Origin of the sequence: Streptomyces sp. NPDC048142, from assembly GCF_043202835.1 — a bacterium.
GTDB lineage: Bacteria > Actinomycetota > Actinomycetes > Streptomycetales > Streptomycetaceae > Streptomyces.
Window position 1 is genome coordinate 281,840 of sequence record NZ_JBIDBC010000005.1, and the last position, 20,967, is coordinate 302,806.

A 20,967-nucleotide genomic window follows, 5' to 3' on the forward strand; every position below is an offset into this window, starting at 1 on the left:
GGACCATCGCCCGGCGCGTCCGGGCCCGTCGCGGTAACGATCGCGTCGCGCACCGAGTCGTGGGCCACAGAACCCTTGACGCTTCCTTCACTCGGGGGAAACACTGCCGTTCAACGGTCGGCATTGTCGAACGCCTAACGGCAATACGCGTTAGGGTGTGACAGTGCCAAGGGCCGGTCAAGCCCATACAGGTGGGCTGCCCACGCTTCGTGGATACCCACCTGGGGCGCGGAACACCGGCGGGACCCGGTGATCCGCTCTCCCCTGGACGAAGGACAAAGGAGTCGCGGGTGTCCAGCTCCGACATTTTCATCGGCGAGACCATAGGTACCGCCGTACTCATCCTGCTCGGCGGCGGTGTCTGTGCCGCCGTCACGCTGAAGCGCTCGAAGGCCCGGGACGCGGGCTGGCTGGCCATCACCTTCGGGTGGGGCTTCGCCGTGCTGACCGGCGCGTATCTCGCCGGCGGCGTATCGGGCGCCCATCTCAACCCCGCGGTCACGCTCGGCCTCGCCATCGAGGGCGGCACCGCGTGGAGCGATGTGCCCGTCTACCTCGTCTCCCAGCTGCTCGGCGCGATGATCGGCGCCGTACTGGTCTACGCGGTGTACTACGGGCAGTTCCACGCCCACCTCACCGACCCGGGGGTCATCGGGACCAAGTCCACCGACGAGGGCATGGTCGACCGGACCGCCGCCCCGAAGGCGGGACCGGTGCTCGGGATCTTCTCCACCGGGCCGGAGGTCCGCAACGGTGTGCAGAACGTCATCACCGAGATCATCGCGACCGTGGTGCTGGTCCTGGCGATCCTGACCCAGGGCCTGAACAACGAGGGCAACGGTCTCGGCACGCTCGGCGCGCTGATCACCGCCCTGGTCGTCGTCGGTATCGGCCTCTCGCTCGGCGGCCCGACCGGCTACGCGATCAACCCGGCCCGCGACCTCGGTCCGCGCATCGTGCACTCCCTGCTGCCGCTGCCGAACAAGGGTGGTTCGGACTGGGGCTACGTGTGGGTACCCATCGTGGGTCCGCTGATCGGCGGCGCCCTCGCCGGCGGGCTCTACAACCTCGCCTTCGCGTAGGGAGTGTCCTGTCGATCAGGGGCGAGGCTCCATGCCGGAGGGCGTGGACCCGGCCATGATCGACAGGACAGCCCCCAGCCCTCGCCGCACCACATCACTTCACAGACTTCCGGGAGCACACTGTGACCGACGCACACACCACCGGCACCCACGGCACCGGCCCGTTCATCGCGGCCATCGACCAGGGCACCACCTCCAGCCGTTGCATCGTCTTCGACAAGGACGGCCGGATCGTCTCCGTCGACCAGAAGGAGCACGAGCAGATCTTCCCGAAGCCGGGATGGGTCGAGCACGACGCCGCCGAGATCTGGGAGAACGTCCAGGAGGTCGTCGCCGGGGCCATCGTCAAGGCCGGCATCACCTCCGCCGACGTCAAGGCGATCGGCATCACCAACCAGCGCGAGACCACAGTGATGTGGGACAAAAACACCGGTGAGCCGGTGCACAACGCCCTCGTCTGGCAGGACACCCGCACCGACGCGCTCTGCAAGGAGCTCGGCCGCAACGTGGGCCAGGACCGGTTCCGCCGCGAGACCGGGCTGCCGCTCGCCTCGTACTTCGCCGGACCCAAGGTCCGCTGGCTGCTCGACAACGTCGAGGGGCTGCGCGAGCGGGCCGAGGCCGGCGACATCCTCTTCGGCACCATGGACTCCTGGGTCATCTGGAACCTGACCGGCGGCACCGACGGCGGTGTGCACGTCACCGACGTCACCAACGCCTCCCGCACCCTCCTGATGAACCTGCACACGATGGCGTGGGACGAGAAGATCCTCGCCTCCATCGGCATCCCCGCCGCGGTGCTCCCCGAGATCCGCTCCTCCGCCGAGGTGTACGGCCACGCCAAGGGCGGCATCCTCGACGGCATCCCGGTCGCCTCCGCGCTCGGTGACCAGCAGGCGGCGCTGTTCGGCCAGACGTGTTTCGCCGAGGGCGAGGCCAAGTCCACGTACGGCACCGGCACCTTCATGCTGATGAACACCGGCGGTACCCCGGTGAACTCGTACAACGGGCTGCTCACCACCGTCGGCTACCAGATCGGTGACAAGCCCCCGGTGTACGCGCTGGAGGGCTCCATCGCGGTCACCGGTTCGCTGGTGCAGTGGATGCGCGACCAGATGGGCCTGATCAAGTCGGCCGCCGAGATCGAGACGCTGGCCTCCTCGGTCGAGGACAACGGCGGCGCGTACTTCGTGCCCGCCTTCTCCGGTCTGTTCGCCCCCTACTGGCGTCCCGACGCCCGCGGCGTGATCGCCGGTCTCACCCGTTACGTCACCAAGGCGCACATCGCCCGTGCCGTCCTGGAGGCCACCGCCTGGCAGACCCGCGAGATCAGCGACGCCATGACGAAGGACTCCGGCGTCGAGCTGGCCGCGCTCAAGGTCGACGGCGGCATGACGTCCAACAACCTGCTGATGCAGACGCTCGCCGACTTCCTGGACGCGCCCGTGGTGCGCCCCATGGTCGCCGAGACCACCTGCCTCGGCGCCGCCTACGCCGCCGGCCTGGCCGTCGGCTTCTGGCCGGACACCGACGCGCTGCGCGCCAACTGGCGCCGGGCCGCCGAGTGGACCCCCCGCATGGACGCGGACACCCGTGCCCGCGAGTACAAGAGCTGGCTCAAGGCCGTCGAACGGACCATGGGCTGGATCGAGGACGAAGAAAGCTGACGAGGAGCAATCACCATGACCACCCTGCAGAGCGTTCCCGCCCTCGGAACGCACCCGGCCTCCGGCTCGCTGCCGAGCCGCGCCGAGACCCGGGACCAGCTGTCCCGGGCCACGTACGACCTCCTGGTCATCGGCGGCGGCATCCTGGGCATCTCCACCGCCTGGCATGCCGCGCAGTCCGGGCTGCGGGTGGCACTGGTGGACGCCGGTGACTTCGCCGGCGCCACCTCCTCCGCCTCCTCCAAGCTCCTCCACGGCGGTCTGCGCTACCTCCAGACCGGCGCGGTCAAGCTGGTCGCGGAGAACCACTTCGAGCGCCGCGCGGTCTCCCGCGAGGTGGCCCCGCACCTGGCCAACCCGCTCACCTTCTACCTGCCCGTCTACAAGGGCGGCCCGCACGGCGCGGCCAAGCTCGGCGCGGGCGTCTTCGCCTACTCCGCGCTCTCCGCGTTCGGCGACGGCGTCGGCCATGTGATCAGCCCGGCCAAGGCGCAGCGCGACGTCCCCGAGCTGCGCACCGACAACCTGAAGGCCGTCGCGGTCTACGGCGACGACCAGATGAACGACGCCCGCATGGCGCTGATGACGGTCCGCGCGGCCGTCGACGCGGGCGCGGTCGTGCTGAACCACGCGGCCGTCACCGGACTGCGCTTCACCCGGGGCCGGGTCACGGGCGCCGACCTGAAGGACAGCACGGACGGCACCGAGTTCGGCGTCACCGCGCGGCTCGTGCTGAACGCCACCGGCCCGTGGGTCGACCACCTGCGGAAGATGGAGGACCCGAACGCGGCCCCCTCCATCCGGCTGTCCAAGGGCGCGCACCTGGTCCTGAAGCGGACCCGGCCGTGGCGGGCGGCGCTGGCCACCCCGATCGACAAGTACCGCATCACGTTCGCCCTGCCGTGGGAGGACATGCTGCTCCTCGGCACGACGGACGAGGAGTACGAGGGAGATCCGGCCGATGTCTCGGTGACCGAGGCGGACACCGCGCAGATCCTCGACGAGGCGGCGTTCTCGATCAAGGACCAGCAGCTGTCGCGCGATCTGATCACGTACTCCTTCGCGGGTCTGCGGGTGCTGCCCGGCGGCCCCGGCGACACGTCCAAGGCCAAGCGCGAGACGGTCGTCACGGAGGGCCGCGGCGGGATGCTGTCGGTGGCCGGCGGCAAGTGGACGACGTTCCGCCACATCGGCCGCACCGTGATGAACAAGCTGGCCGCCCTGCCGGGGCACCCGCTGGCCGAGGACATGGAGCCGATGAACCGGCTGCCGAGGAAGCTGCCGCTGCCCGGCATCGCCAACCCGAACGCGGTCGCGCACCGGCTGCTCATCGACGGCGGCACTCCCGGCCCCCGGATGGCGCCGGACACCGCCCGGCACCTGGCCACGCACTACGGCTCGCTCGCCTTCGACATCGCCCGCCTGGCGAACGAGAACCCGGAGCTCGCCGAGCGCGTCCACCCGGACGCCCCGGAGATCTGGGCCCAGGTCGCCTACGCCCGCGACCACGAGTGGGCCGAGACGGCGGACGACGTGCTGCGCCGCCGGACCACGCTGACGATCCGGGGCCTGGCGACGGACGACGTCCGCGGCGACGTCGAGAAGATGCTGGCCGACCGGGACTGACCCGCCCGTCCCCCCACGGGCAGGCGGACGGGGGCGGCTTCCGCACGGAGGCCGCCCCCGTCGGCGTGCGCGATCACGGCCCGTACGAGCACCGTCCGGCCGCTCACCGGGGTCACCGTCGTCGCGGTCCCCGATCCGGCCCGGCCGGCGGACGGGATCGCCCCGGTGGTGCGGGGCAAGACGCCCTCCACACTGCGGTACTGACGCGGAATCGGCTCGCTGCGGTACGGGCGCGGAGCCGGCCGGCCACCCTGGTCGCGGGGGCCATGATGCACGGAATCAGCCGATGATCCACTCCTGGTGGCAGGGTTCACCCGGCCGTGCAAGAGGGCTGCGGCGGGGGGCCCCGGAAGCCGTAAGGTTACTCCGTACGTACGCAGACATCGGAAGGAGGCCCGGGTGATCGAGCTCGAGTCGGTGCCCGAGCTGATCGACCCGGTCATGGTGGCCGCGTTCGAAGGCTGGAACGACGCCGGGGACGCCGCCTCCACAGCGGTCGGTCATCTGGACCGGGAGTGGAAGGGCGAGGTGTTCGCGGCGCTGGACGCCGAGGACTACTACGACTTCCAGGTCAACCGGCCCACGGTGTGGCTGGACGGCAACACGCGGAAGATCACCTGGCCCACGACGCGGCTGTCCGTCGTGCGGGTGGGCGGGGACAAGCCCCGGGACCTGGTCCTGGTGCGGGGCATCGAGCCGTCCATGCGCTGGCGGTCGTTCTGCAACGAGATCCTCGGCTTCGCCCATGAGCTGGGCGTCGAAATGGTCGTCATCCTGGGCGCGTTGCTCGGCGACACCCCGCACACCCGGCCGGTGCCGGTGAGCGGGGTCACCTCCGACGCGGATCTGGCGCGGACGATGGACCTGGAGGAGACCCGGTACGAGGGCCCCACCGGCATCGTCGGGGTCCTCCAGGAGGCGTGCACGCATGCCGGGGTGCCCGCGGTCAGCCTGTGGGCGGCGGTCCCGCACTATGTGTCGCAGCCGCCGAACCCGAAGGCGACGCTGGCCCTGCTGAACCGGCTGGAGGACCTGATCGGGCTGCACATCCCGCTGGGCGAGCTGCCCGAGGACGCGCGGGCCTGGCAGCTCGGTGTGGACCAGCTGGCCTCCGAGGACAGCGAGGTCGCGGAGTACGTGCAGACGCTGGAGGAGGCGCGGGACACCGCGGAGCTGCCCGAGGCGTCCGGCGAGGCCATCGCCCGGGAGTTCGAGCGCTATCTGCGGCGGCGGGACGGCGGTCCCGGACAGGGGCCCGGCGGACATGCGACGGAGTCCGGGGACGCGTCGTATCTGCGCGACCCCTCCAGCGGCCGCACCCGCCCGCCGAAGCCGCCGCGTCCGGAGACGGGGCGGGGGAAGGCCTCCGACGACAAGGGCGGCAAGGGCCCTGACGAAGCGTCGGGGAACGCATCCGACGAAGGCTCCGGGGACACTCCTCCCGACGAGGACTGACCGCACGGAACGAACTGCGGAACAACCGGCGGTACGGACTGCGGGACGCACAGCGGTAAGAACTGCCGAACGGGCTGCGGAGCGCCGCACGGGATACGATCCCGTGCGGCGCTCCTGTTCTGTGGCTCCGGATGCCGTAATGCCGTACGGCTCAGGCGCAGTGGAACTTCGCCGCGGCCCAGTCGCCGTGGTCGCCGGTCTTGGACCCGTTGGTGTCGGTGACCTTCAGCCGCACCTGCCGTACGCCGTCGAGCCGCACGTCCACCGGCAGGGTCGCCGAGGCGCCCGTCAGTCTCGGCGAGGTCCACAGCACCTTGCCGTCGCCCTCCACCGAGAACGCCACCTCTCCGTAGCCGTCGATCTCGTCGTCGATCCCGACGTCGGCCGTGAACGCGGTGCACCGGCCGCCGAGGTGAAGCGCGATGTCGGAGTCGGCGTGGGTGCCGATCCCCTTCTCGTACGTCGTGCCCGCGAGCGTCAGCGTCTTCCCGTCGCTCGCGCCCGACTCCCCGTTGGAGCGGTCGCGTTCGGCCGGACCGTAGCCGTTGGTCTCGGAGAGCCAGACGAGGTCGCTCGCCCAGGCCTCCCCCTCGGGCGGCGGCGGCAGGACGGAGACGGCGAGCCGCTGCTGACTCGTGCGGGTGTCGCCGACGGCCCGATAGCGGGCCAGCGCCGTCAGCGTGGTCTCGCGTACATCGGCGTCCTTCGCCGGGGTGAGAGCCACCTCGACCCGGCGGGTGGCGCCCGCCGCGATCCGCCCGGGGACCTTCGCCGCGGCGGCCTGCCAGCCCTCGGGGACCTGGAGGGAGACCGTGGTGCCGGTGAGGGCGGAGCTGCCCGCGGTCACGTCGACCAGGACCGTGCCGGGCGTCCCGGCCCCGGCCTCCTGGCCCGCGGGGGCGGTGAGGGTGGCGGCGGCCGAGGCCTTCTTGCCGCCGACCGCGCTGGTGCCGAGGAGCTTCACGGTGAACTTCTCCGCGGTGCTCAGGGGCGCGGTCTTCACGTGCACCACGCCGCCCCGGTCGTCGCGGTCGTACCACCAGCCCTGCCGGGCCTTGTCGTACGCGCCCTTCGAGGTCAGCTCGGGCAGTGTCCGGTCCAGCTTCACCTTGCGGGGCTCGGAGCCGGTGTGGACGGTGAACTCGTAGGGGCGCTCGGTCTGTTTGCCGGTGAAGCCGCCCCGGCTCTCGTTGATGGTGACGGAGACGTTGCCGGCGCCGCGCTCGGGGGCCCGGACGTCGGCGCGCTGGGTGGCGTACCTGCCGTCGCGGTGCTGACGCGTGACGCCGTCGTCCTCGTACAGGGTGAAGGAGGTGTCGCCCTGCGGGTAGACGTCCCAGGCCAGCGGGGAGTCGGCGGTGCGGTCGCGGTAGGAGCGGATGCCCGGCCACATCGGGACGGCCGCGCCCGCCTTCACGAAGAGCGGCAGGGTGTCGAGCGGGGCGCTGTAGGTGTCGATGGTGGTGGGGCCCTCGTAGGTGCGGCCGCTCCAGTAGTCGATCCAGGTACCCTTGGGGAGGTAGATGTCCTTGCGCTCGGTGGTGTCCTGGTAGACGGGTGCGACGAGGAAGTGCTCGCCGGAGAGGAACTCGTACTTCGCTGCCTCCGTCGACGCCTTCGGGTCGTCCGGGTATTCGAGGACCAGGGGGCGGACCATGCCGACGCCCGTCCTGGTCGCCTCGTGGGCGTAGGAGTACTGGTAGGGCAGCAGCGACTCCTTGAGCTTGAGGTAGTCGCGGTTGATCGAGGTGTACGGCTCGCCGTGGCGGAACGGCTGCTTGTCCGTGGCGGCCCAGCCGTCCATGGTCATCGTCGTGCCGAGGAACATCTTCCACTGGAGGTCGCGGGTGTACGTCTTGGCGCTGCCGCCGAAGATCCCGTCGACGTCACCGGTGGTGTAGGCGAGGCCGGACATCGTGGCGCCCGCGTAGGTGGGGATCTGCCAGCGGATGTACTCCCAGGTGCCGTACTGGTCGCCGGACCACTGGACTCCGCAGCGCTGCGCGCCCGCCCAGCTCTCCGGGGCCCAGGTGAAGCCGCGGGCGTCGCTGTTGTCCTCGATGCCCTGGTAGGCGTCCTTGCAGCCGTCGAGGGCGAACTTGTAGCCCTCCCCGACCCAGGCGACGTCCAGCTTGGCGACCCGCTGTCCGGCCTTCACCTGGGCGGCGAGGTCCTCGATGCCGTCCTCGGTCCACAGGCCCAGCTCCATGTTGCGGTCCTTCAGCCCCTGGGCGGTCTCCTCCAGGTCCTCGTAACCGCAGCCGTAGCCGTCGTTGACGAGCATCCAGCCGTTGGGCATGTCGTTCTCGACATAGCCGTCGGCGACCTTCAGCGAGTCCAGGGTGCGGCGCTCGCCCCGGTTGGCGTTGTGGAGGTAGCAGTCGGCGTCGCCGATCTCCATGCCGTAGACGGGCGGCAGGAACGGCTTGCCGGTGAGGTCGGTGTACTGGCCGATGACGTCCTTGGCCCCGCCGCCGGCGAAGTAGTAGGCGTCGAAGCGCTGTTCCTCGGCGCTGGTCGTCACCGGGTCGGTGAACGCGTACGTGTTGGGGGCGTAGGTGTTGCGGAAGACGCCGTAGCCGGCCGATGAGAGGTAGAACGGGACGGAGTTGGGGTGGCCGCCGTCGTTCCAGTTGTAGTCGACGGCGACCTCGACGGTCTTGCCGCGGTGGGAGGTGTTGCCGCGGCCGTTCTGCATGCCGGCCCCGTAGAACTGCTCCCCGGCGCCCCGGGCCAACGTCTGGACGGTCTTTCCGCCGGTCCAGCTCAGGCCCTTCGCCTCGGACCAGACGCGGCTGCCGTCCGCCCGGTGCAGGGCGAAGCGCAGCGGCTTCTTGTAGGCCCGCAGGGTGACCTCGCCCGTCGACAGCTCGTAGCGGTCCCCGCGGTCCTTCCAGCGGGTGCGGGGCGGCTCGCCCTGCGGCAGGACGATGTCGTCGCCCGTGGGGTCGGTGAAGGTGCCGTCGGGGGCGAGTTCGATCCGGAAGGTCTCCTCCGAGACGAAGCTGACCCTGGCCTCGGCCCGACCGGCGCTCAGCCGGTAGACCGCCCCGTCCGCCCGGAATCCGGTCACGTCCCCGACGGTGGTGGTCTCCGTGGTCTCCGTGCGCTCCGGCGGGGCCTCCTCGGCGTGGGCTCCGCCGGGTCCCGTGAGGACCGCGAGCAGGCCGAGCAGTGCAGCAAGTGCTGCGACTCTCATGCGCGTTGATGATTGCATAGTGAGCTTTTAGCGCAACTTCGAGCACGTGACCATGGACAAAAAGGAACCGGCCCCGAACTTCGTGAAGAAGTCCGAGACCGGTCCAGGCGATCGGATCGGGCCGGGCGGGGGCCCACTCCGTCCTACAGAGCGACTCCCAGCAGGGCGTCGACGGTACGCGAGACGAGGCCGGGCGCGCCCTCGTCCGTACCGCCCTCCGCGCCCTGGAGCGCGGCCCAGCGGTCCACCGCGGCGAGCGCCGAAGGGCTGTCCAGGTCGTCCGCGAGGGCCTCGCGGACCTCCTCGACCAGCGCGTCGGCGGACGGCCCGTCGGGGCGCGAGACGGCGGCCCGCCAGCGCGCGAGGCGCTCCACGGCGTCGGCGAGCACCTGGTCGCTCCACTCCCAGTCGGAGCGGTAGTGGCGGGAGAGCAGCGCGAGCCGGATGGCCGCCGGGTCCACGCCGTCGCGGCGCACGGCCGAGACGAAGACCAGGTTGCCCCGGGACTTGGACATCTTCTCGCCGTCCAGGCCGACCATGCCGGCGTGGACGTACGCCTTGGCGAACGGGTACTCCCCGGTCAGCGCGTGGGCGTGGGAAGCACCCATCTCGTGGTGCGGGAAGGCGAGGTCGGAGCCGCCGCCCTGGACGTCGAAGCCCATGCCGAGGTGGTCGAGCGCGATGGCGACGCACTCGATGTGCCAGCCGGGGCGGCCGGCGCCGAGCGAGGCGCCGTCCCAGCTCGGCTCGCCCGGACGGGCGGCCATCCAGAGCATCGGGTCGAGGGGGTTCTTCTTGCCGGGTCGCTCCGGGTCGCCGCCGCGTTCGGCGGAGAGCAGGCGCATCGCCTCGGCGTCGAGGCCGGAGACCTCGCCGAAGTGCGGGTCGGCGTCGACGGAGAAGTAGACGTCGCCGTCCAGGTCGTAGGCGGCGCCCGCGTCCCGGAGGCGTTCGACGAGGGGCACGATGCCCGGTATCGCCTCGACCGCTCCGATGTAGTGCTGCGGGGGCAGCATCCGCAGGGCGGTCATGTCCTCGCGGAAGAGCGCCGTCTCGCGCTCCGCGAGCTCGGTCCAGTCCTCACCGTCGCGCACGGCCCGCTCCAGCAGCGGATCGTCCACGTCGGTCACGTTCTGGACATAGTGAACCTGCCGCTTGGTGTCGAGCCACACGCGCTGAACGAGGTCGAACGCGTTGTAGGTCGCCGCATGACCCATGTGGGTCGCGTCGTACGGCGTGATGCCGCAGACATAGATGCGGGCGACGGGACCGGGGTCAAGGGTGATCCGTCCGCCGGTCGCGGTGTCGTGGATCCGAAGGTCGCGGCCCTTGCCAGGCAGGGCGGGGACCTCAGAAGCGGGCCAGGCATGCATGTCATGAGCGTAACCGGACGATGCTTCCGGATACGAACCGGCTCCGGAAACCTGTCCGAAGAGGCCCTCTTGTGCTGGGGCCCGCCAGCCGGTAGGGACCGGCCCCGCCGACTGAGGGGCCCTTACACCGGCGGCCAGGGGATGGGCGGCCACTGGCCGCTCGGCTGCGGGTGCACGGTGCTCTTGACCAGCCCGGCGACCCGATCCCGCAGGGCCTCCAGCTCGGCCGGTGTGATGAGCTCGGCCATCCGGGTGGCCAGGGCGCTCCCCGACGCCAGCTGACCGGCGAGCCGGCCCAGCACCGCCAGCGCCTCTTCGGTCAGCGGCTCGCCCGCCCAGCCCCAGAGCAGGGTCCGCAGCTTGTCGTCCGCGTTGAAGGTGACGCCGTGGTCGATGCCGAAGAGCCGTCCGCCGGGGGCGGGCAGCAGGTGCCCGCCCTTGCGGTCACCGTTGTTGATCACCGCGTCCAGCACGGCGAGCCGCCGCAGCCGGGCGTCGTCGGCGTGCACCAGCAGCGCGGTCTTCCCCTCCCCCACGTCCGCGAAGCCCACCGCTTTCCAGCCATCGCCCGGTTCCTCGCCCTCGACGAGCGCCAGCAGCGAGGGCGTGTCCTCGTCGGGTGCGGGGCCGTCGATCCAGAGCTGGCACATGCCCTGCCCGTACGGTCCCTCCCGCAGCACGGTCGGCGGCACGAGGTCCCAGCCGGTCGCCCGGGAGATCTCGTACGCGGCGACCTCCCGCTGGGCGAGGGTCCCGTCGGGGAAGTCCCAGAGCGGCTGCTCCCCCGCGACCGGCTTGTACGCGCAGGTGCGTTCCTCACCCTCGTACGCCACCGTGCAGTGCAGCACCGCGTTGGACGCCCCGCCGACCTGCCCGAGGACGGTGATCGTGCCCTCGCCGAGCAGGGTGAGCAGCTCGGTGTCCGTCAGGCTCCGCGACGGTATCCGTTCTGGCGCGGGCATACGTGTCCTTCCGGATCGAGCGGCAGGCTGCACAGCGGACACGGCGGCCGGCCGGCGTTGACGACGTCCAGGGCACGCTTGGCGAAGGCGCGGGCCTGGGCGCCGCTGAGCCGGACGCGGAGCATCGGCGGGCCGTTCTCCTCGTCCTGGAGGAGCTTCTCCTCGGCCTCCGCGAGGTCGTCCTCGGAGTCGGCGTCGAGTTCGACGAGGGCCTGCGCCTCGACGATCATCCGCTGTTCCTCGCCGTCCCAGGCCAGCGCCATGGTGCCGACCCGGAACTCCTCCTCGACGGGAACGTCGAGCGGCGCGGTGTCGGAGACGTCGGTGGGGGCCACGGCGGGCACCGGGGAGCTGCCCCCGGTGCGGCGCACGACCTCGTCGAGCAGTTCGTCGATCCGCTCGGCGAGAGCGGCGACCTGAGTCTTCTCCAGGGCCACGCTGGTGACCCGGCCCTGGGAGGACGCCTGCAGGAAAAACGTACGGCGGCCAGGCAACCCGACCGTACCGGCCACGAATCGGTCCGGTGGGTCGTAGAGGAACACCTGACGGGACACGTCCTGCTCCCTTGAGCTTCGATGGTTGGTTGGGCGGCGCTACGGCGCGTCCACCCTACTGCCCGGAGCGATCACGGCGCGCCCGCGCCGCCCCCGACCGTCGCGTCCGCCGTGCCGTCGCCCGTGGGGGACGCGGCGGCGTCCGCCCCGGCGGAGTGTTCGCGGGGGGCCAGGGAGGCGAGATCGCCGGTGTCGCCGAGCCTCAGAAGGAAGGGGCGCAGCCGTGTGTAGCGGATCGCGGTGACCGAGCAGGGGTCGACCTGGACGCGCTGGAAGAGGTCCAGATGCATGCCCAGCGCGTCGGCGACGAGGGACTTGATGATGTCGCCGTGCGAGCACATGACGTACGTGGCGTCCTCGCCGTGCTCCGCCTCGACGCGGTCGTTCCAGTCGCGCACCGCGTCGACGGCGCGGGCCTGCATCGCGCGCATGGACTCGCCGCCCGGGAAGGCCGCCGCCGAGGGGTGCTGCTGGACGACGGACATCAGGGGCTCGTCGGCGAGTTCGGCCAGTTTCCGTCCCGACCAGTGGCCGTAGTCGCACTCGCTGATGCGCTCCTCGAGGTGCAGGAGCAGGCCGGGGCGGGCGTCGAGGAGCGGCTGGAGCGTCTGCGGGCAGCGCTCCAGGGGGCTGCTGACGGCGAGGACCGGGGCCAGGGCCGCCAGCCGGGCGGGGAGGGCCGCGGCCTGTTCGGCGCCGCGTTCGTCGAGGGAGACACCGGGGGTGCGGCCCGCGAGCACTCCGGCGGTGTTGGCGGTGGAGCGTCCGTGGCGTACGAGGATCAGCGTGGGCATACGCGCCAGCGTAGAGGGTGCCCCTGTCGATCGGGCCGGGTCGGGGAGCGGGGTCCGGTGCCGTGCGTCGCAAGGCGGCGGAGGGAGTCGACGCGGGTGGGGTCTCCCCTGGTCGAGCGGAGCCGAGAGCTTGGGGAAGTCGGCGAGTGCCGACGACGCCGCGGGGCGCGGTGCCGGGGCACCCGAGCCCGGCCTGATCGACAAGACACCCCTGGAGGGACGGCGAAGGTGCGCGGGAGCCGGTCGCGGGGAAGAATGCCCGCCGTGATCGTGGACTGTGCCATCTACCGGGACGGGCGCCGCATCGAACGGCCCGACGACTTCTCCGTGGCCCTGGACGAGGCGCGGGACGCACTGGACGCGTTCCTCTGGATCGGGCTGCACGAGCCGACGGAGGAGGAGTTCGACCGCGTCCGCGACGAGTTCGGGCTGCACCCGCTGGCCGTGGAGGACGCGCTGCGGGCGCACCAGCGGCCCAAGCTCGAGGTGTACGACGACTCCCTGTTCGCGGTCCTCAAGCCGATCGTCTACGAGCCCGAGAGCGACACGGTCAGCACCGACGAACTGATGGTCTTCATAGGGGACTCGTTCGTGGTGACGGTCCGGCACGGCGAGGGCGCCCCGCTGGCGGCCGTGCGCCGCCGGCTCGAGGCCGAACCCGAGGTGTTGAAGCACGGCCCGACGGCGGTGCTGTACGCGGTCAGCGACGCGGTCGTGGACCACTACATGGAGGTGGCGGGTGAGCTCCAGGTCGACCTGGAGGAGCTGGAGGCGCGGGTCTTCGCCCCGAGCGGCGGCGACGCGAAGAACACCGCCGCCCGGATCTACACCTTCAAGCGGCAGGTACTGGAGTTCCGCAGGGCGACCGGTCCGCTGACGGCGCCGATGGCCCGGCTCGCGGGGGCGGGCGTGCCGTTCGTCCACGAGCACGCACAGCCGTTCTTCCGGGACGTGGCCGACCATCTGACGCGCGCCAACGAGCAGGTGGAGGGGCTGGACCGGCTGCTCTCGGACATCCTGTCGGCGCATCTGGCCCAGATGGGCGTGCGGCAGAACGACGACATGCGCAAGATCTCCGCCTGGGCGGCGATGGCCGCCGTCCCGACGATGGTGGCGGGCGTCTACGGCATGAACTTCGACCACATGCCGGAGCTGCACTGGGTGTGGACCTACCCGGCGGTGGTCGCGCTGATGGGCTGCGCCGTGTTCGGCCTCCACCGGCTGTTCAAGCGGCGCGGCTGGCTCTGAGGGGTTGGGGAACGCGGAGGGCCCGGGAGGACGCGGAGGGCCCGGGAGGACGCGGAGAGCCCGGGAGGACGCGGAGAGCCCGGGAGGACGCGGAGAGCCCGAGGGGACGCGGAAGGCCCGGGAGGGCTCAGGCGTACTCGCGTTCCGGTACGGCGGGGCCTGCGAGCGCGTCGCGCCGCTGCGGCATCTCCAGGCTCACCATGCGCCGCCAGCCGACCAGGCGCTCGTACGCGTACAGCGCGTGGATGCCCGCGGCGAGCGCGGCGGCCTTGGGGCGTGACCAGCCGAGCACCCGGCCCATGGCGGCCATCACGGCGAGGCTGACATCGCGGTACACCCGGATCTCGGCCAGGGCGCACTCGCGCATGATCCGCTGGATGGTCCGGCCGTGCCCGGCGCGGGCGAGGCCGAGGAGTTCCTCGTGGCAGTAGGCGAGGTGGTTGTCCTCGTCGTAGGAGATCATCTTCACCGCGCGGCCGATGTCGGGGTGGTCGGCGAAGTGCCGGCGCAGCAGCCGCATCTGCTCGGAGGCGCGCTGCTCGGTGACGCGGCTGTGGGCCAGATAGGTGATCATGTCGCGCTCGGTGAGCCGCTCCTCACCGCGCAGCCGGGAGTGCGCGAGGCCGATGCCCTGCTGTTCCAGGAGCATCGTGTAGTCGGTCTCCGGCGGGATCTCGACGGGCGCCAGCCCGCGCTTCTTCAGGAGGGCGTTGAAGATCCGGCCGTGCTTGTCCTCGTCGGCGCCGTGCCGGACGATCTTGGGTGCCAGGTCGCGGCCGCTCTCCGGGACGAGGGCGGCGATACGGGCGTTCTCCCAGCCGCCCTGGGCCTCGCCGCTCGCGACGATGGAACAGAAGAGCCGGTAGGACTCGTCGTTGTCCAGAATCTCCTGGAACAAGGTCCGCGCTGAGAGCATGACGGCAGCCTCCATACCCGTTGCCCGCGGAGCAGTCGTCCGCACGGAGAGTCAAATGCGCCGCGCGGCAGTGCGCAACCGCAACGGTCACGGCCCCCGTCACCAAACCCGATCACGGACCCGGGCCAGGACCCGGGCCCGGACGGCGCGCGGCGGGGCGCGTAACCCTTGGGCGTCGGGCGCGTTGTTCCGGGTGACGGCCGTGGCGGGGAGGACCCCCGAGCCCCCACCACGGCCGTAGTGCTGTCCCGGGACCCGTCAGGCGAGGCCGGAGCGCTCCAGGGCGTCCGTGCCGGCGCGCAGGGCGGTGAGCCGCTCCTCCAGGGTGAAGCCGGCCGGGGCGAGGTTGAGCGTGGTGACCCCGGCGGCGGCGTACGCCTGCATCCGCTCGGCGATCCGCTCGACGGGGCCGAGCAGCGTGGTCTGGTCGATCAGCTGGTGCGGTACGGCGGCGGCGGCACCCGCCTTGTCCCCGCCGAGGTACTTGTCCTGGATCTCGGCGGCCTCCTTCTCGTACCCCATGCGCCGGGCGAGCTGGTTGTAGAAGTTCTGCTTCCGGCTGCCCATGCCGCCGACGTACAGGGCGGTGTACGGGCGGAACATGTCGGCGAGGCCGCTCACGTCGTCCCCGACGGCGAGCGGCAGCGTCGGGCTGACGTCGAAGCCCTCCATCGTCTTCCCGGCCTTCTCCCGGCCCGCGCGCAGCGGCTGGATCGCGGTCTCCTCCAGGTGCTCGGCGGAGGGGAAGATCAGCAGGGCGCCGTCGGCGATCTCACCGGTCTGCTCCAGGTTCTTGGGGCCGATCGCGGCGATGTAGAGCGGGATGTGCTCGCGCTCGGGGTGCACGGTGAGCTTGATCGGCTTGCCCGGACCGCCGGGGAGCGGCAGCGTCCAGTGCGCTCCCTCGTACGACACGCGCTCGCGGGTCATCGCCTTGCGGACGATCCCCACGTACTCGCGGGTGCGGTCCAGCGGCTTGTCGAACTTCACGCCGTACCAGCCCTCGGAGACCTGCGGGCCCGAGACCCCGAGGCCGAGCCGGAAGCGACCGCCGGACAGCGAGTCCAGGGTGGCGGCGGTCATCGCCGTCATGGTGGGCTGACGGGCCGGGATCTGCATGATCGCGGAGCCGACGTCGATCGACTCGGTCTGGGCCGCGACCCAGGTCAGCACGGTCGGGGCGTCGGAGCCGTACGCCTCGGCCGCCCAGCAGACGTCGTAGCCGAGCCGGTCGGCCTCCTGCGCGACGGCGAGGTTGTCGCCGTCCATGCCGGCGCCCCAGTAACCGAGATTGATGCCGAGCCGCATAGCCGCTCCCCTTACTGATCAGTAACGTCCCTTTCTCCGGACTCTAGCGCGGGTGACGGACATCCGGCAGGCCCGGCGGACCTCCGGTTGTCCACAGGCCTCCACCCGGTGGGGCCCTGGCCAGTAATCTCAGCGCCCATGGAGCAGAGGCATCTCGGCCGTACCGGCCTTCGCGTGTCCCGGATCGGGCTCGGCACCCTCACCTGGGGCCGGGACACGGACGAGCACGACGCCGCCGACCAGCTCAAGGCCTTCTGGGACGCGGGCGGCACCCTGGTGGACACCGCCGATGTGTACGGGGGCGGCGAGGCCGAATATCTGCTCGGGCGGCTGGTCGGCAGCCTGGTCCCCCGTCAGGATCTGGTCATCGCCACGAAGGCGGGCAACGTCCCGGACCCCTACCGCCGCCACAACGGCTCGCGCGGGCACCTCCTGGCCGCCCTGGACGCGTCCCTGGAACGGCTCGGCACGGATTACGTGGACCTGTGGCAGGTCCACGCCTTCGACCCGGCCACCCCGCTGGAGGAGACGCTGCAGGCGGTGGACCTGGCCGTCTCCTCCGGCCGCGTCCGCTATGCGGGCGTGTCGAACTTCTGCGGCTGGCAGCTGGCGAAGGCCGCCACCTGGCAGCTCGCCGCGCCCGGGGTGCGCACCCGGCTGGCCAGTACGCAGATGGAGTACTCACTGCTCCAGCGGGGCATCGAGCGCGAGGTGCTGCCCGCCGCGCTGGACCTCGGGATCGGGCTGCTGCCGTCCTCGCCGCTGGGGCGCGGCGTGCTCACCGGCAAGTACCGACAGGGCACCCCGTCCGACTCCCGGGGCGCGTCCGAGCGGCTCGCCCCGTTCGTCGAGCCGTATCTCGACGACGCGGCGGCCCGCATCACCGACGCGGTGGCGACGGCGGCGGACGGTCTGGCGACGAGCCCGCTCCTGGTGGCGCTCGCCTGGGTCCGGGACCGGCCCGGAGTGGCCGCGCCGATCGTCGGTGCGCGCAACGCCGGGCAGCTCGCGGAGGCTTTGTCAGTGGAGGCGCTTAGTCTTCCCTACGAGATCTGCCAGGCGCTCGACGATGTGTCGGCGCCCGTGCACCGCTATCCCGATCAGGACTGGAGCACGCTGTGACTGCGCTTCCCGGGGAGACCCCCGGCACCGTCGGCACGGACACACCACAGGACGCCGTGTCCCCGCAGGGCGCCGGTGCCGAAGGCCCCGCGCGCGCCGAAGCGCCCGAAGCTTCCGAAGCGCCCGAGCCGTCGGACACCGCGGCCGACGCGAAGGACGACTCGGAGAATGACTCGGCGGCCGAGGCGGCCGAGGCGGCCGAGGCGGACGACGGAGAGCCCGAGGCCGAGGCGGCTGCTGACGGATCGGCCGCTGCTGCCGCTGATGCTGACGGATCGGCCGCTGAAGCCGCTGCCGCTGACGGGACGGCCGGCGAAACCGCCGACGCGCCGCCCGCCGCCGAGCTCTCGGAGGCGCAGGCCGAGCTGGCCGCCCAGCGCGAGCTGCGGGAGCGGATCGAGAAGCGCAAGGCGGAGAAGGCCGCGCCCATCGCCGCCGGCACGGGTCTGAGCGGCACGGCCGCCGATCTGCTCGCGGCCGTGCGGGCCGTGGAGAGCGGCGAGAAGGCGGGCACCGCGTTCTTCGAGCGGCCCGCCACCACCCCGGCCTCCCGACCTCCCGCCACGGCCGCCGCACAGCCGCCCCGGGCCCCCGTGCCCACTGCCGCCCCCGCGGCGCAGGCCGCCTCGCCGGAGGCCCTGGACGCGGTGCTCGCGGTGCTCACGGAGGGTGGGGCCCCCGAGGCGCTGGCCCGCCCGGCCGTCGGCGCGCTGGGCGAGCGGGCCGCCGAGCTGCTGCGCACCGACCCCTGGCGGCTGCTGGCCGTGCCCGGGGTGCGGCCGGAACAGGCCGACGGCTTCGCCCGGACCCTGCTGGGCGCCGGCTGCGGCCCGGACGACGGGCGCAGGACGGCGGCCCTGGTCGGCTGGCTGCTGGAGCGCGCCGCCCTTCAGGGCCACACGGCACTGGACGCCCAGGCCGTCCGGGCGGCGCTCGCCGAACGTGCGGTCGGTGATCCGGACGCGGCGGTGCGGGACGCCGTCGAGGAAGGCGTCGCCCTGGTCTTCCAGGAAGGCGACGAGCCGGAGCCGGACGACGGCGGCGGCGGCGAGGCGGCGGACGGCGCAGCGGGCGAGGAGGCCGACGCCGGCCTCCCGGAGGACGCCGACGCGGTCCGGGAGCCGGTCCAGGTACTGCTGGGCCTGGACCGCTACGCCCTGGCCGAGGAAAGTCTCGCCGACGGCCTGGCCCGGCTGGTCAACGCCTGCGAGAAGGCCGCCGACTGGGCGGAAGCCGCCGCCGCCGCCCCGAGCCCGTCGGCCGCCGAGCTGATCCGTACGACCGCCGCCGCCGGGCTGGTCGCGCACAGCGGCGGCGAGGCGGCGCGGGCCGAACCCGCCGCGCTGATCGCGGCGGCGCGCGGTCTGGGCCTGCGGGCCCTGGGCGCGACCCACAGCGAGGACGGCCGCCGGAGGCTCGCGGCGGCCACCGGCGATCCGGACACGGCGGTCACCCTGGCCGGCCTGCTGTCCGGCGCGCAGGGCCCCGGCCGGGACGAGGACGGGGCGCTCGCCCTGGACCTGCTGGTCGTGCTGGACGCCCCGCAGCTGGACGTGGAGGGTGCGGCGGCCCTGGTCGAGGCGCTGGCCGACGGCACCCGGCTGGTGCTGAGCGGCGACCCGGGCGTGCTGGGCTCGGCGGGGGCCGGGCGGGTGTTCGCCGATGTACTGGCCGCCCGTGCCTGCCCGCAGGTCGTCTCCCGCACCCCGGACCCCGGGCCGATCGGCGAACTGGTCTCCGGCATCGGCATCGGCGAGCTGAACCAGGTCGACGCCCCGGGCAAGGAGGTGGTGATCGTCCCGGTCCACGACGCGGGCGAGGCCGTCCACCGCACCGTACAGCTGGTCGCCGACTCGGTGCCCCGCGCCTTCGGCATCCCCGCCGAGGAGACCCAGGTGATCACCGTGGGCCACGGCGGGGCCGCCGGGACCAGAGCGCTGAACAAGGCACTGAAGCAGCGGCTCAATCCGGGCCCCGGCCGGTTCGGCGGTTTCGACCCGGGCGACCGCGTGGTCCATGTGCCCGCGCCCGGTCGGGTGGTGCCCGGGGTGGTGCGCTCGGCCGACGCCGAGGGGCTGCGGCTGGACTGCGGAGGCGTCCCCGTCGTCGTACCGCAGGAGCGGGTGGAGTCGTCGGTGCGGCACGGCTGGGCCCTCAGTGCCCATCAGGCGGCCGGGATGCGCTGGCCCGCCGCGGTCGTGGTGCTGCCGGGCGACGCCGCGCAGGGGCTGAGCCGGCCGTGGGTGTACACCGCGTTCGGCCGGGGCGAGCGGCATCTGTCCGTGGTCCACGGGGCGGACCAGGCGCTCCCGCACGCGGTGGCGCAGGTTCCGGCGCAGGAGCGGACGACGCGGCTGCGCCCGCTGCTGGAGGCGCTCCCGACGCCCGACGCGGCTCCCTGAGCGGATGAGCCGGTGAGCCGGTGAGCCGGTCCGGTGAGCCGGTCCGGACAGCAGTGGGGCCCCGGTGCACGGTGATCAATCACCGGTGCCGGGGCCCCACCGTCGCGTCCGGTGCGGGAGGGAAATCAGGGGTGAGGTCAGAGGCCGCCCACCGCGGGCCCGGCGAAGTCCTCGTCCGACTCGTCCTCCTCGTCGAAGACCGCGCTGACGTCGAAGCGGCAGACCACGAGTTCGGGGTCGGCGTCCTCGAACGGGGCGCCGAGCCACTCCCCCGGCTCCGGCGCCGCTTCCCCGGCCGAGACCCACAGGGTGGAGTCGCCCTCCTCCAGACCGAACTCCTTGTGCCGGGAGGCGATCTCGTCCGGTTCGTACTCTCCGAAGAGCACGCCGAGCGCGGAATGGACACTGGTGCCGACCACCGGGGCGGTGTCCGGACCGTCGCCCGGACCCGCGTCGAGGTCGGCGAGGCGCTGCGCCTGTGCGAGAAGACGCGGGGGCTCCGCGACCACGTAGTCGCGCCGGATCAGGACGCTGAGCGCGCTGGGCTCCGCGGGACCGGCGTAAGGGGGCAGGGAGTCGTCCGCGCCGGGAATCTCGAAGGGGGTGACTTCGTCGTAGCGGTCGTAGAGGAGCTCGTCGTAGACCTCGGCGGCAGCGGCAAGGGCGTTGAACGCGTCGTAGACGGCGGGGTCGTCGTCCCCGGTACGGCGTTCGACCGCGTCGAGGTGACGGTCGATCGCGGCTTTGACCGCTTCGGCGGCGGCACGTACCTCGGCAGCGGTGGGCTGCGCAGCATCAGACATAGTGCAGACGCTATCCGTACCGGGGCTCTGCCCGCACAATAGATGCGATGCCGGAATACGAATTCGTCGACGTGTACGTGCCGCGCGGGGTCTCCCGCAAGGAAGCGGCCCGACTCCTGACCGACCACGCCGAGTACGGACACTGGGAACTGGACCGCCTGACGCTCCGCAGGGACGGCAGCCGCAGGGTACGGCTGCGCAGACGGATCATCCGTCAGCTACGGGCCACCTGGTGACATGGAGCGGGCCCCGCAGTCGCGGGGCCCGCTCCCTTTCGTGGGGTCGCCGTGCTGTGCGCGCCCGGGATGCTCTTATGGATGTCAAGCAGCGGTTGTGAGGTGGCTCGGGTCTGCTGCTGTGACGTTGGTGGCGGTCAGGACGTGGAAGATCTCGCGGGCGACGAACCGCTTGAGGCAGCGGATGATCTCCTTCTTCGAGAGACCCTCTTTGGTACGT

General features: G+C 72.2%; 16 protein-coding genes. 8 read left to right on the forward strand and 8 right to left on the reverse strand.

Annotated features, from left to right (window positions below; translation table 11 throughout):
- The first annotated feature begins 290 nt into the window (after positions 1-290).
- The 4 genes from ACGF2Y_RS10000 to ACGF2Y_RS10015 all read left to right on the forward strand — a co-directional run bounded on the left by ACGF2Y_RS10000 (position 291) and on the right by ACGF2Y_RS10015 (position 5,830).
- On the forward strand, positions 291-1,082 hold the full coding sequence (locus ACGF2Y_RS10000; RefSeq protein ID WP_392944720.1) for an MIP/aquaporin family protein: 792 nt from the start codon (positions 291-293) through the stop codon (positions 1,080-1,082).
- Between the two features lie 122 nt (positions 1,083-1,204).
- On the forward strand, positions 1,205-2,749 hold the full coding sequence (glpK, locus tag ACGF2Y_RS10005; protein WP_392944722.1) for a glycerol kinase GlpK: 1,545 nt from the start codon (positions 1,205-1,207) through the stop codon (positions 2,747-2,749).
- Between the two features lie 15 nt (positions 2,750-2,764).
- Positions 2,765-4,375: an FAD-dependent oxidoreductase gene (locus tag ACGF2Y_RS10010; protein WP_392944724.1), complete on the forward strand. Its 1,611-nt coding sequence runs from the start codon at positions 2,765-2,767 to the stop codon at positions 4,373-4,375.
- A 399-nt stretch (positions 4,376-4,774) separates the two neighbouring features.
- Positions 4,775-5,830 (forward strand): PAC2 family protein, encoded by a 1,056-nt coding sequence (locus ACGF2Y_RS10015; RefSeq protein WP_392944726.1) that lies wholly within the window; start codon positions 4,775-4,777, stop codon positions 5,828-5,830.
- A gap of 151 nt (positions 5,831-5,981) precedes the next feature.
- On the opposite strand, the gene ACGF2Y_RS10020 is transcribed toward ACGF2Y_RS10015, so the two are convergent.
- The 5 genes from ACGF2Y_RS10020 to ACGF2Y_RS10040 form a co-directional block, all read right to left on the reverse strand.
- Positions 5,982-9,047, reverse strand: a complete 3,066-nt coding sequence (locus ACGF2Y_RS10020; RefSeq protein ID WP_392944728.1) for an NPCBM/NEW2 domain-containing protein — start codon at positions 9,045-9,047, stop codon at positions 5,982-5,984.
- Between the two features lie 125 nt (positions 9,048-9,172).
- Positions 9,173-10,402 (reverse strand): cysteine--1-D-myo-inosityl 2-amino-2-deoxy-alpha-D-glucopyranoside ligase, encoded by a 1,230-nt coding sequence (gene mshC, locus ACGF2Y_RS10025; RefSeq protein ID WP_392944730.1) that lies wholly within the window; start codon positions 10,400-10,402, stop codon positions 9,173-9,175.
- 122 nt (positions 10,403-10,524) lie between these two features.
- Positions 10,525-11,364, reverse strand: coding sequence for an SCO1664 family protein (locus tag ACGF2Y_RS10030; RefSeq protein ID WP_392944732.1), 840 nt, complete (start codon positions 11,362-11,364; stop codon positions 10,525-10,527).
- Positions 11,328-11,918: a DUF3090 domain-containing protein gene (locus tag ACGF2Y_RS10035; protein WP_392944734.1), complete on the reverse strand. Its 591-nt coding sequence runs from the start codon at positions 11,916-11,918 to the stop codon at positions 11,328-11,330. Before ACGF2Y_RS10035 ends, ACGF2Y_RS10030 begins: the two co-directional genes overlap by 37 nt.
- Positions 11,919-11,989: 71 nt before the next feature.
- The gene (locus ACGF2Y_RS10040; RefSeq protein ID WP_392944736.1) at positions 11,990-12,712 is read right to left on the reverse strand and encodes a histidine phosphatase family protein; all 723 of its coding nucleotides are present in this window, start codon (positions 12,710-12,712) and stop codon (positions 11,990-11,992) included.
- A gap of 255 nt (positions 12,713-12,967) precedes the next feature.
- On the opposite strand from ACGF2Y_RS10040, the gene corA reads away from it, so the two are divergent.
- Positions 12,968-13,960: a magnesium/cobalt transporter CorA gene (gene corA / locus ACGF2Y_RS10045; protein WP_392944738.1), complete on the forward strand. Its 993-nt coding sequence runs from the start codon at positions 12,968-12,970 to the stop codon at positions 13,958-13,960.
- 127 nt (positions 13,961-14,087) lie between these two features.
- On the opposite strand, the gene ACGF2Y_RS10050 is transcribed toward corA, so the two are convergent.
- Entirely contained in the window at positions 14,088-14,876 is a 789-nt protein-coding gene (locus ACGF2Y_RS10050) for a ferritin-like domain-containing protein (RefSeq protein ID WP_392944740.1), read from the reverse strand.
- A 258-nt stretch (positions 14,877-15,134) separates the two neighbouring features.
- Positions 15,135-16,184, reverse strand: a complete 1,050-nt coding sequence (locus ACGF2Y_RS10055; RefSeq protein WP_392944742.1) for an LLM class F420-dependent oxidoreductase — start codon at positions 16,182-16,184, stop codon at positions 15,135-15,137.
- A gap of 138 nt (positions 16,185-16,322) precedes the next feature.
- Between ACGF2Y_RS10055 and ACGF2Y_RS10060 the strand changes: the two genes are divergently transcribed.
- Positions 16,323-17,306 (forward strand): aldo/keto reductase, encoded by a 984-nt coding sequence (locus ACGF2Y_RS10060; protein WP_392944744.1) that lies wholly within the window; start codon positions 16,323-16,325, stop codon positions 17,304-17,306.
- Positions 17,303-19,708: a helix-hairpin-helix domain-containing protein gene (locus tag ACGF2Y_RS10065; protein WP_392944746.1), complete on the forward strand. Its 2,406-nt coding sequence runs from the start codon at positions 17,303-17,305 to the stop codon at positions 19,706-19,708. The genes ACGF2Y_RS10060 and ACGF2Y_RS10065 overlap by 4 nt, the downstream gene beginning before the upstream one ends.
- Positions 19,709-19,845: 137 nt before the next feature.
- Here ACGF2Y_RS10065 and ACGF2Y_RS10070 read toward each other — a convergent pair whose 3' ends face one another.
- Positions 19,846-20,511 (reverse strand): hypothetical protein, encoded by a 666-nt coding sequence (locus tag ACGF2Y_RS10070; protein ID WP_392944748.1) that lies wholly within the window; start codon positions 20,509-20,511, stop codon positions 19,846-19,848.
- Positions 20,512-20,558: 47 nt separating this feature from the next.
- On the opposite strand from ACGF2Y_RS10070, the gene ACGF2Y_RS10075 reads away from it, so the two are divergent.
- The gene (locus ACGF2Y_RS10075; protein WP_003970138.1) at positions 20,559-20,747 is read left to right on the forward strand and encodes a DUF5703 family protein; all 189 of its coding nucleotides are present in this window, start codon (positions 20,559-20,561) and stop codon (positions 20,745-20,747) included.
- Positions 20,748-20,967 lie beyond the last annotated feature (220 nt).

Coding starts and splice junctions, on each gene's coding strand:
- ACGF2Y_RS10010 (WP_392944724.1), top strand. CDS start 2,765: ATGACCACCCTGCAGAGCGTTCCCGCCCTCGGAACGCACCCGGCCTCC.
- ACGF2Y_RS10020 (WP_392944728.1), bottom strand. CDS start 9,047: ATGCAATCATCAACGCGCATGAGAGTCGCAGCACTTGCTGCACTGCTC.
- mshC (WP_392944730.1), bottom strand. CDS start 10,402: ATGCATGCCTGGCCCGCTTCTGAGGTCCCCGCCCTGCCTGGCAAGGGC.
- ACGF2Y_RS10030 (WP_392944732.1), bottom strand. CDS start 11,364: ATGCCCGCGCCAGAACGGATACCGTCGCGGAGCCTGACGGACACCGAG.
- ACGF2Y_RS10040 (WP_392944736.1), bottom strand. CDS start 12,712: ATGCCCACGCTGATCCTCGTACGCCACGGACGCTCCACCGCCAACACC.
- corA (WP_392944738.1), top strand. CDS start 12,968: ATGCCCGCCGTGATCGTGGACTGTGCCATCTACCGGGACGGGCGCCGC.
- ACGF2Y_RS10050 (WP_392944740.1), bottom strand. CDS start 14,876: ATGCTCTCAGCGCGGACCTTGTTCCAGGAGATTCTGGACAACGACGAG.
- ACGF2Y_RS10055 (WP_392944742.1), bottom strand. CDS start 16,184: ATGCGGCTCGGCATCAATCTCGGTTACTGGGGCGCCGGCATGGACGGC.
- ACGF2Y_RS10060 (WP_392944744.1), top strand. CDS start 16,323: ATGGAGCAGAGGCATCTCGGCCGTACCGGCCTTCGCGTGTCCCGGATC.
- ACGF2Y_RS10070 (WP_392944748.1), bottom strand. CDS start 20,511: ATGTCTGATGCTGCGCAGCCCACCGCTGCCGAGGTACGTGCCGCCGCC.
- ACGF2Y_RS10075 (WP_003970138.1), top strand. CDS start 20,559: ATGCCGGAATACGAATTCGTCGACGTGTACGTGCCGCGCGGGGTCTCC.